Raw genomic sequence first — 466 nt, forward strand, 5'->3', positions numbered from 1 at the left:
TTTGATTGTAGATTCTTCGCGGACGTATTGTGCAGGATCTTTGGCGGAAAACGGTCGCCATTTATCATGAGGATCGAACTCACCGGTCATATTATTAAACTTAAAAGAGGCGATAGGAGATCTTGAAATCAATTCAAGAGGAGGCTCGGCACAGAAATCCACAAACTCCCTCATTGAGACCCTATTCAATTGGCTAACGCAGACACCCTTGACTCGCCATGACCAGTTGAATAACAGATTCAGTTCTTTTCTGATAGCGCGAAAGCTACTCTGATTCATCTTGTTTTCAAGCAGAAACTCAACAGCAAGCTCATATGACTCACCAGCTGTCGGTATGTTATCGCCCATCCTAGCGATCAAGTCGTTTGCAGACTCCACCCCCGTTTCGAATTGCTCAGGCTTTACAGGAAAAAGCGGAGTAAACATAACAGACCCCCATTAACAAAATCATCACTCACCACAGACT

Annotated in this window: 1 pseudogene; it reads right to left on the reverse strand. The window is 44.4% G+C overall.

The annotated features are described in order from the left end of the window. Nucleotides 1–426: pseudogene (locus tag AB4585_RS25185) on the reverse strand (hypothetical protein); the annotation flags it as partial. Nucleotides 427–466: the final 40 nt, after the last annotated feature.

The sequence above is a fragment of the Vibrio sp. 10N.222.49.C9 genome (assembly GCF_041474985.1).
Taxonomy (GTDB): Bacteria; Pseudomonadota; Gammaproteobacteria; order Enterobacterales; family Vibrionaceae; genus Vibrio; species Vibrio crassostreae_C.